The following is an 8,942-nucleotide window of genomic DNA, read 5'->3' as shown; positions in this document are numbered from 1 at the left end:
GTACTGGGGGGGGAACAAATTGTGTTCCGGGCCAACTGTGTCTTTGCGAATTTTTTTTTTTTTTTCCCGCAATCTGGGCCCCCTGTTTGTGGGGCCCCGCTTTCTGCTACCCCAACCTGCCCCCACCCCCACACACTCCCCACCACCCGCTGCCCCGCACCCCAGACCCCGCACCCGGACCCCGGACCCCGCATCCGGGACTTCACGCCCGGCACCCCACACTTCCCAGCCCACTGCCCGGCACCGCGCGCTTTCCCAGTTCACTGCCCGGCGCCCATTGCCCGGCACCGCACGCTTCCCAGCCTGGCGCCCCGGACCCGCCACCCTGTTGCACCGCGCCCCGGCACCACACGCCCAGCACCCGCACCCGGCACCGCGCGCTTCCCAGCCTGCTGCCCGGCACCCCGCTGCCCGGCACCCCGCGCTTCCCGCCCCGCGCCTTGGGCACCCCGCGCCCGGACACCGCACTACCCGAGCAGCGGCACAGCGCAGACCAGAGCGGGCAAGCCGGCGCGGGGCACGCGGGCCGGGCGGAGGGGCTGGGCCGGGGGTGGGCGTTGACGTTGTACCAAGCGCTTGCTACAACGCTGGCATGGCGCTCTCACCCCTGGACGACTACCCGATCCACCAAGCCCCCCAGGTCATGCGGCACGTGGCCACCTCCGACCGCAACTTCTACGACCGCTACTACTTCAACTGCCACGCCGCCACCGACGAGCTCATGCTCATCATCGGCGTAGGCCAGTACCCCAACCTGGGTGTCACCGACGCCTTCGCCTGCGTCAGGACGCAGCGGCTGCACCGGGTGGTCCGCGCCTCGCGGGAGCTGGGCGCGGACCGGATGAACACCGAGATCGGCCCGTTCCGGGTGGAGGTCATCGAAGGGCTCAAGCGGCTCCGGGTGCTGTTGGAGCCGAACGAGCATGGCCTGTCCTTCGACCTCACCTGGGAGGGCACGATCCCGGCGACCTTGGAGCCGCGCCACTTCGTGCGCTGGCAGGAGCGGGTCATGTTCGATTCGGTACGGATGGCGCAGACCGGACGGTGGTCAGGAAATATCCGGATCGGGGAGGAGGAGATCGCCGTCACCCCGGACCGCTGGCAGGGCACCCGCGACCGCTCCTGGGGCGTACGACCCGTGGGCGAACCCGAGCCGCCCGGCATCCAGTCGAAGAACCCGGGCACGTTCTACTGGCTGTACGCGCCCATGCAGTTCGACGACCACGCGATCCTCTGCATCATCCAGGAGGACGAGAAGGGCCGCAGGGTGCTGGAGGAGGCGACACGGGTCTGGTCGGACGGCCGGGAGGAGGAGTACCTCGGCCGCCCCGAATACCAGCCCGTGTACGCCCCCGGCACCCGTGACGTGGTCGAGGCCGTGATCGGGTTCTCCCCGCCCGGCGGCAAGCCGTTCGAGGTACGCGCCCGTCCGATCCTGCCCGTCCACCTCATGGTCGGCACCGGGTACGGCCTGGAGCCCGACTGGAAGCACGGGATGTACCAGGGTCCGGACCCGGTGGTCCAGGGTGTGACCTATACGCTCCCGGACGACGCGGCGCGCATGTGGGGCATGGTCGACGCGGTCGGCCGGTTCGAATACGACGGCCAGGTCGGGCACGGCCTGTACGAATACTGGGCCCTGGGACCGCACCCAACCTTCACCTAGATCCCACACCAGAACCTCCCACCGCCCGTACTCCCCGTCCGTACGGCCGGCGCACGCCCCCGCCCGTCACCTGATCACGACGCACCACACCCAACTGATCGGCCACTGTCGGCCGTGGCCGGTCGCGGTCGGTCGCGGTCGGCTGCAGCCGGGCCGCTGTCAGGCGCGGCCGGTTGTGGTCAGACCGCTGTCGGTCTCGGTCGGTCGCGACCGGGCCGCTGTCAGGCGCGGTCGGGCGCGGCCAATCACGGTCGGTCGCCGCCGATCGTGGTCGGTCAAGACCAGCCGCGGCCGGTTGGCGCCGGTCGTGGTCAGACACGGCCAGTCACGACCAGTCGCGGTTGGCCACAGTCGGCTGCGATCGACTGTCGCCGGTTGCGGCCGGTCGTGGTCGACCACGGCGAGCCATGGCCGGTCCTAATCAATCGTGGCCAGTCATGATCGATCGGGGTCAACCGTGGTCGGTCGTGGTCGCCGGTGTGGACATGTCACCGGCGGGGCCGGTAGCCGGTAGCCGGTAGCCGGTAGCCGGTAGCTGGTAGCTGGTAGCTGGTAGCTGGTAGCTGGTAAGGAATGGTTGCCGGTGTGGCTAGTCGGCCTTCTCGCACTTGATGGAGACCGTCTTGGCCAGTCCGTCCGCGGGCGGGGTGCCCATCACGTTCAGTGAAGGCTTGGAACCGGCCTCCGCCTGGCCGCCCTGGTCCGTGCCCTTTTCGGCCGGAAGGGCCGGCACCGCCTCCGTGAACTCCAGGACGCCGCCCTTGCCTGGGTCGTCGGCCTTCTCGGCGTCCTTGTCAGGGTTGAGCGTGGCGCCTTCGGCGGGCACGCTTTCCGCGTCGGCCCAGGTGGTGACCTTGCCGTCCTTGTCGATGGCGATCGCCTTGGTCGACTGGGTGAGCTCGGCGACGACCTTCCCGTTCTCGTCGGTGCAGACGACCTTGCCGCCTGCGCCGGGTGCGGGTGTCTCGTCGGCCATCGCCGATCCGGCCAGGGCGGCGAGCCCCAGCACGCCTACCGCACTGAGGACCATTACGCGTCGCTTGAACATGAATTCTCCTGTCGTGTGGGTCGGACGAGAACGAATCTGCTCTGCCGTACCTGAAGAGAGGCTGAAGGCGCCCTAAATGATCTTCAGGTTGGCTTTAGGTGGCTTGCTGCACTCTGAGAGGCGTGCGAGTGCTATTGGTTGAGGACGAGCAGCGGCTGGCCGACCTGGTGAAGGGCGGGCTGACCGGCGAGGGGTTCGCGGTGGACGTGGCCTATGACGGGCGCGACGGGCTGTGGATGGCCACCGAGAACGACTACGACGTGATCGTGCTCGACGTGATGCTGCCGCGGATGAACGGCTACGCCGTCTGCGCCAAGCTCCGTGAGGCGGGCAACTGGACGCCGATCATGATGCTGACCGCCAAGGACGGCGTCTACGACGAGGCCGAGGCACTCGACACGGGCGCCGACGACTATCTGGCCAAGCCGTTCTCGTACGTGGTGCTGCTGGCCCGGTTGCGCGCGCTGGTGCGGAGGGGCGGGCGGGAGCGGCCGGTGTCCATCACGGTCGGGGACCTCGTGATCGACCCGGCCGGGCTGCGCTGCCGCAGGGGTGAGACGGAGGTGTCGTTGACGCCGAAGGAGTTCGCGGTGCTGCACGGGCTGGCCAGGCGGGCGGGCGAGGTGGTGTCCAAGAGCGACCTGCTGGCCGCCGCCTGGGACTTCTCCTACGACGGTGACGCGAACATCATCGAGGTGTACATCAGCGCGCTGCGCCGCAAGATCGATCTGCCGTTCGGCAGGACGACCCTGGTGACGGTCCGCGGTGCGGGCTACCGGCTGGAGGCGGAATGACCGGCAACGGCGACACAACCCCCCACAATCCCCGGCCCCGCCCGCACACACCTCCTGCCCCCGAACTGCCCAAGACCACTCCGCCGGCCACGCAGGAGCACCAACCCGCGAGGGAAGACGAGACCACGCGGGACCAGCGGACCACGGAGGCGCGCCAAGACACTCCTGCGGGGGCGCACAAGACCGCACGGACGCCCCAGGGCACTCACGCGGACGCCCCGGCTGGGTGGGCGCGCCAAGCCACTTCGGTTGCTCGGGGGCGGAAGGCCGGGCGGGCACACGCTGCTGCGGAGGAGCACGAAGGCGGGCGGGGGCGGAAGAGCGGGCGGGGGGGTCGGGCCGGGCGGGTTGCTCGGGGGCGTCAGGGGGTGCGGGGGCACGACGTGGCGCTGGAGCAGGGCGCGGGGAGGGTTCAGGGGGGTGGGTCGCTCGTTGCTCGGGTGCGGGAGGGGGCCTCGTCGGTACGGCTGCGCGCCACCCTTGCCGCCACCCTGGTAGTGGCCCTGGCTCTGGGGGTGACGGCGCTGGTGCTGACCCAGTCCATGCGCGGCAGTCTCCTGGCCAGTGTCGACGCGGACGCCGCCCGGCGGGCCGTCGAGGCGGCGCCCGTCCTGCAGGCGTCGGTGGCGCGGGGCGATGCCCAGAAGGCCGAGATGGCCACCCTGACCGACACCTCCGTGCCCTACCAGGCCACCATGGGCACCACCCAGCCGTACCAGACGACCCTCGTCGACCCGGACATCATGCTCAGTGCGGACGGCAAGACCTTCACCACCGCCTGGGAGCAGGTCGACGGGTTCCGGGTGGTGGGGATGTCGGTGGCCACCGAGGCGGGGCCGGGCATGGTGCTCGCGCGTTCCTCGCTGGCCCCGGCCGAGGAGGCGCTGACCACGCTCAACAGCGTGCTGCTTCCTGGCGTGCCCGCGCTGCTGCTGGTGGTGGCGGTGATGACGTGGCTGTCGGTGGGCCGGGCGCTGCGCCCGGTGGCGGCCATCCGGGCCAAGGTCGCCGACATCACCGCCCGCGACCTGCACCAGCGGGTCCCGGTGCCGAGTTCGGGGGACGAGATCGCCGCCCTGGCGACCACGGTCAACGGCACCCTGGACCGGCTGGAGACGGCGGTCGACCGGCACAAGGGCTTCGTCGCCGACGCCGCCCACGAACTGCGCAGCCCGATCGCGACCCTGCGGGCGAGGCTGGAGCTGGCCGAGCCGAGCGAGCTGACCGCCGAGGCCCTCGCCGACGTCGAACGCCTGCAGGCACTGGCCGGTGACCTCCTCCTGCTGGCCCGGCTGGACGCGGGCGAACCGCTCCAGGCAGCCGACGTGGACCTGGGCCAGATCGCCGCCGAGGAGGCCGTGCGGGTCGAGCGCCGCCCGGAGGTGGAGCTGAAGCTGGACGTGCAGCCGGACGTGGTGATCGAGGGTGTACGCGGCCACGTCGGCCGGCTCGTGACCAACCTGGCGAGCAACGCGGTACGGCACGCCGCCTCGGCGGTCGTGGTCCGGGTCCGCCGCGAGGGTACGACGGCGGTGCTGGAGGTCGAGGACGACGGGCCGGGGATTCCTGAGGGGCAGCGGGAGGCGGTGTTCGGCCGGTTCACCAGGCTCGACGAGGCCAGGGCGCGTGACGCCGGCGGCGCGGGCCTGGGCCTGCCGATCGCCAGGGACATCGCGACGCTCCACGGCGGCACCGTCCACGCCATCTCCGGGGGATTTGTCGCACGTTTCCCCATGAACCACTACGCCGATGCGGTACGTGTGGACGGTTGAAGGAGGCAACCATGCTCACACGCCGTGCCCTAGTCGCCCGCGCCACCCTCACCGGCGCCGCGACCGTGTTCCTGTGGCCAAGCCGGGCCGACGCGGACGCGCAGTCCCCAAGCCGGGCCGAGGCCGAGGCAGATGCGGAATCCGCCAAGCCCGTCCTGGCCCTCACGAAGAACATCCGTGTCGGCGGCGGACGGATCATCAAGAACACGTACGTGATCACCCAGCCGAGGAAGAACGTCTTCCGGTGCTTCAGCGCCAAGTGCACCCACCAGGGCTGCACGCTGGCGAGCGTCAGCCGTGGCACGATCAACTGCCCGTGCCACGGCAGCAAGTTCAACATCTCGACCGGCGCGGTCGTCCAGGGCCCCGCCACCCGCGCGCTCCCCCGCAAGAAGATCAAGGTATCGGGCGGCAAGATCAGGCTGGCGTGAACATCCTCGTGTAGGCGGAGGTGCGCTGGACCACGGTGAACCCGGAGCGCTCGTAGACGCCGAGCGCCCCGGTGCCGTTGTCGGCGTCGACGCTGAGGCCGGCTCTGCCGTACCCCTGACTCTTGAGCTCGGTGAGGGCGTGTGAGATGAGCGCGCTCGCCACGCCCTTGCCGCGCCAGGGCGCGAGGGTGCCGATGATCTGGATCCACGCCTCGCGCACGCCGGTCACGGCGGTGTCGGCGGCGAAGTAGTGGGTGATCAGGATGCCGACGACCTCGTCGCCGTCGAGGGCGAGGAAGGAGCCCTCCGGGACGAAGGCGCGGGTGCTGGTGATCTTCTCCGTCCAGCTTTCCGGGGTGTGGGGGGTGGTGCCCCAGTGGCCGCTGAAGGCTTCGTTGCGCACGTTCAGGGCGCCCGCGTCGCGGTCGGGGGTCCAGGTGGTGAGGCGCAGTCCGGCGACGGGCGGGCGGGACTCGATCTCCGTGGCCAGGTCGCGTTCCATCTGGAAGAACCAGCGCGCCTGGGCGAAGCCCCTGCTCTCGAAGAGCTTCGCCGCCCAGATCTGCGTGTCGCGGGTGTGGACCTGGACTTCGAGCGGCTTTCCGGGGTACGCGCGCTCGTGCAGACGCGGCGCGGCCTCGACGGCCCAGTCGAGGATGCGCGTGCCGAGGCCGGTACGGCGGTGCTCGGGGTGGACGCCGGCCCACAACCCCATCCGGTGCACTTCCGGTGCGGTCTGCCTGATCGGGAGGAAGGCGAAGGCCACGAGGCGGTCGCCGTCCCTGGCCGCGAGCGTGCCTTCGGCGAGGTCGACCAGCGGGCTGGTGAGGCTCTCGGTGAGGTCTTCTGCGCCGTAGTTCTCGCCGTCCTGGTCGACGGCCTGGATCGCGGCGGTCAGTTCCGCCCACCGTCCGGCGTCGTCCTTGCGCAGCGGCCCCCACGTGATGCTCATGGTGCGGCAGCCTAAGCCAGCGTGGTCGAACACCCCAAACGATTTCCCAGCTGGACAAGCCGCTCGGCGAAGCCCTTTCTGGTGGACTCCTTGAAGCCGACGAAGAAGCGGTTGGCGAGCGGTACGCCCCAGCGCATCCAGGTCGCCACGTTGAAGACGCGGTGGACCAGGAGCGAGCCCAGCGGGTGCGGCTCGACGCTCCATTCGCCCCGGTACCACCAGCCGCCCTGGAAGGCGATGGTCCGCCCGGCGACCTCGACGGTCGAGGTGTGGCCGGGGAAGTCCTCCACGGTGAAGCGGCCCTCCTCGTGGCCGTCGGGCAGCAGGCTGCGCGCCAGGTCGTCCCAGACCTCGGCGCCCGGGGCCTCGACCACGCCGGACACCTCGGTGATGAGCTTCTTCATGGTTTCCTCCTATTCGAGGGTCTTCTCCATCAGCTCGCGCGCGAGCGTCCCCTGCCAGGACAACTCGCCCTTCTCCAGCCGCGCGATCAGGCCGTCCATCCAGGACAGCTCGGCCTGGCTCAGCGTCCGCTCGTAGTCGACCTCGATCATGAGCAGTTCGGGCAGGCCGCTGTCGCGCATGGCGGCGACGTGTCCGTCCATGGCGGTGATCAGCCCGCGTACCGAGGCCGCCCTGGCCCGCAGCGCGTTGAGCGCCTCGGGCACGGGCAGGCAGCCGATCAGCGAGACCGCCGCGGTGAACGCGCGGCGGTCACCGCCGGGGCTCTGCAGGAGCGACCTGAGCCGGGTGGACAGTTCCTTGCGGCCTTCGTCGGTGATCTCGTAGACCGTCCGCTCGGGGCGGCGGCCCTCCTTGGTGGTCTCCACCGCGACGATCAGCTCGTCGCCGGTGAGCTTCTCGACCGCGTGGTAGAGGCTCCTCGGCAGCCCGGTCACGTAGTCCTTGTGCGTGTCGACGATGAAGCGGTGCAGCTCGTACGGGTGGCTGGCGCGTACCGAGAGCATGGCCAGCACCGTCAGGCCCACCAGATCGGGACGGCGCGCCATGTTGCCTCCTTCTATATTGCATTATGCACTAGTGCGTGCCGCCTAGTCGAGTTGTTTGAAGGCGCGCTCGATCGCCTGGCGGGCCACGTCCTCCGGGTAGGGGAAGCGGCCGATCAGGTCGCGCAGGCCCTCGGCGTGGGCGCGGCGGGCCAGTGCGGCGACCTCGGCCAGCTCGTCACGCTGGCCCCGCGCGAAGGCGCGGTCGACGACCGCGCCGTGACCGGGCACGATCACGGGCTCCGGCAGGCCGGCCAGCATCGCGGACATCGTGACCGGCCAGTCGAGCGGGTAGGAGTCGCCGAAGGCCGGCGGCGCGCCCTCCTCGACCAGGTCTCCCGCGAAGACCACCCCGGCGTCCGGCACGTGCAGCACGATGTCGTTGTCGGTGTGTCCCCGCCCGAAATACCGCAGATGTACGGCCCGCCCGCCGATGTCCAGCGTGGCCCGGTCGGTGAAGGTGTGGTCGGGCACGACCAGGTCGATCTCCTCGATCTCCGCCCGCCGTTCCTCCGCCACGAAACCCAGCACGCCCGCCCGCTGCGCCTCGCCGCCGGACCGGATCTCCTCCGCGCACCGGGCGTGCCCCCAGATCTCCGCGGGCAGAAACATCGCGTTGCCGAAGAAGTGGTCCCAGTGGGCGTGGCTGTTGACCACGGTCCACGGGTCCGGCGTGATCCGGCGGACGGCGGCGATCAGGTCCGTGGCCTCCCGGTGGGACATGCGGGTGTCGAACACCAGGCAGTGCCCGTCGCCGACGACCAGGCCCACGTTGAGGTCGACGGACTCGTGCCTGCGTACGAAGACCCGGTCACCGATCTCCTGCCACTGCTCGTTCACGCGCCCGTCCCGAAGGTCAGCTCGGGCCGTTCCCAGGTGATCCTCGGCGGCTTCGGCGGCGACGTGCCCACACGTACCGCGCCCATGCGCAGGTAGAAGGCCTCGGCGGGCGGGTGCGAGACCACCCGGACCCGGGTCAGCCCGGCCGCGCGGGCCTGGTCCAGCATGTGCTCGACCAGGCGGCGGCCGAGACCCGTGCCCTGCGCCCGGTCGGCGACGAACAGCAGGTCGAGCTCGTCGCCGACCAGGGCGTAGAAGCCGAGATGGTCGTCGGTGGTGAAGACCGGGTGGGCGGCGAGGTAGGCGGCGGTGACCTGGTATCCCTCCAGGATCGTGGCGTACTCGCCGTGGTAGGCGCTGGAGGCGTGCATGAGCGCGGTGAGCGCCCCGGCGTCGCGGGGCTCGGCGCGGCGGATCGTTTCAGGCATGGTC

General features: G+C 70.6%; 10 protein-coding genes. 4 read left to right on the top strand and 6 right to left on the bottom strand.

Annotation, left to right across the window (positions count from 1 at the left end):
• The first annotated feature begins 592 nt into the window (after nucleotides 1–592).
• A complete protein-coding gene (locus ACIBHY_RS19640) occupies nucleotides 593–1,666 on the top strand; it encodes a hypothetical protein (RefSeq protein ID WP_397247032.1) in 1,074 nt (357 codons plus the stop codon).
• A 589-nt stretch (nucleotides 1,667–2,255) separates the two neighbouring features.
• On the opposite strand, the gene ACIBHY_RS19635 is transcribed toward ACIBHY_RS19640, so the two are convergent.
• Complete coding sequence (locus ACIBHY_RS19635) at nucleotides 2,256–2,714, bottom strand: hypothetical protein (RefSeq protein WP_397247031.1); 459 nt, start codon at nucleotides 2,712–2,714, stop codon at nucleotides 2,256–2,258.
• Between the two features lie 122 nt (nucleotides 2,715–2,836).
• On the opposite strand from ACIBHY_RS19635, the gene ACIBHY_RS19630 reads away from it, so the two are divergent.
• The 3 genes from ACIBHY_RS19630 to ACIBHY_RS19620 all read left to right on the top strand — a co-directional run bounded on the left by ACIBHY_RS19630 (nucleotide 2,837) and on the right by ACIBHY_RS19620 (nucleotide 5,711).
• Nucleotides 2,837–3,508, top strand: a complete 672-nt coding sequence (locus ACIBHY_RS19630) for a response regulator transcription factor (protein WP_184959038.1) — start codon at nucleotides 2,837–2,839, stop codon at nucleotides 3,506–3,508.
• Between the two features lie 440 nt (nucleotides 3,509–3,948).
• On the top strand, nucleotides 3,949–5,280 hold the full coding sequence (locus ACIBHY_RS19625) for an ATP-binding protein (RefSeq protein WP_397247029.1): 1,332 nt from the start codon (nucleotides 3,949–3,951) through the stop codon (nucleotides 5,278–5,280).
• Nucleotides 5,281–5,291: 11 nt separating this feature from the next.
• Entirely contained in the window at nucleotides 5,292–5,711 is a 420-nt protein-coding gene (locus ACIBHY_RS19620; RefSeq protein WP_397247027.1) for a Rieske (2Fe-2S) protein, read from the top strand.
• Here ACIBHY_RS19620 and ACIBHY_RS19615 read toward each other — a convergent pair.
• From ACIBHY_RS19615 to ACIBHY_RS19595, 5 genes are read right to left on the bottom strand one after another with little or no spacing between them, the layout of a single operon-like run.
• The gene (locus ACIBHY_RS19615; RefSeq protein ID WP_397247026.1) at nucleotides 5,698–6,663 is read right to left on the bottom strand and encodes a GNAT family N-acetyltransferase; all 966 of its coding nucleotides are present in this window, start codon (nucleotides 6,661–6,663) and stop codon (nucleotides 5,698–5,700) included. The two genes, ACIBHY_RS19620 and ACIBHY_RS19615, sit on opposite strands and share 14 nt — an antisense overlap.
• An 11-nt stretch (nucleotides 6,664–6,674) precedes the next feature.
• A complete protein-coding gene (locus tag ACIBHY_RS19610; protein ID WP_397247024.1) occupies nucleotides 6,675–7,067 on the bottom strand; it encodes a hypothetical protein in 393 nt (130 codons plus the stop codon).
• Between the two features lie 9 nt (nucleotides 7,068–7,076).
• Nucleotides 7,077–7,673 (bottom strand): PadR family transcriptional regulator, encoded by a 597-nt coding sequence (locus tag ACIBHY_RS19605; RefSeq protein WP_397247022.1) that lies wholly within the window; start codon nucleotides 7,671–7,673, stop codon nucleotides 7,077–7,079.
• 42 nt (nucleotides 7,674–7,715) lie between these two features.
• Complete coding sequence (locus tag ACIBHY_RS19600; protein ID WP_397247020.1) at nucleotides 7,716–8,510, bottom strand: MBL fold metallo-hydrolase; 795 nt, start codon at nucleotides 8,508–8,510, stop codon at nucleotides 7,716–7,718.
• Nucleotides 8,507–8,938: a GNAT family N-acetyltransferase gene (locus tag ACIBHY_RS19595; RefSeq protein ID WP_397247018.1), complete on the bottom strand. Its 432-nt coding sequence runs from the start codon at nucleotides 8,936–8,938 to the stop codon at nucleotides 8,507–8,509. Before ACIBHY_RS19595 ends, ACIBHY_RS19600 begins: the two co-directional genes overlap by 4 nt.
• Nucleotides 8,939–8,942 lie beyond the last annotated feature (4 nt).

Origin of the sequence: Nonomuraea sp. NPDC050547 (genome assembly GCF_044457345.1) — a bacterium.
Taxonomy (GTDB): Bacteria; Actinomycetota; Actinomycetes; order Streptosporangiales; family Streptosporangiaceae; genus Nonomuraea.
The sequence above is the reverse complement of the archived record's forward strand: the minus strand, read 5'-3'. Positions and strand labels throughout refer to the sequence as shown.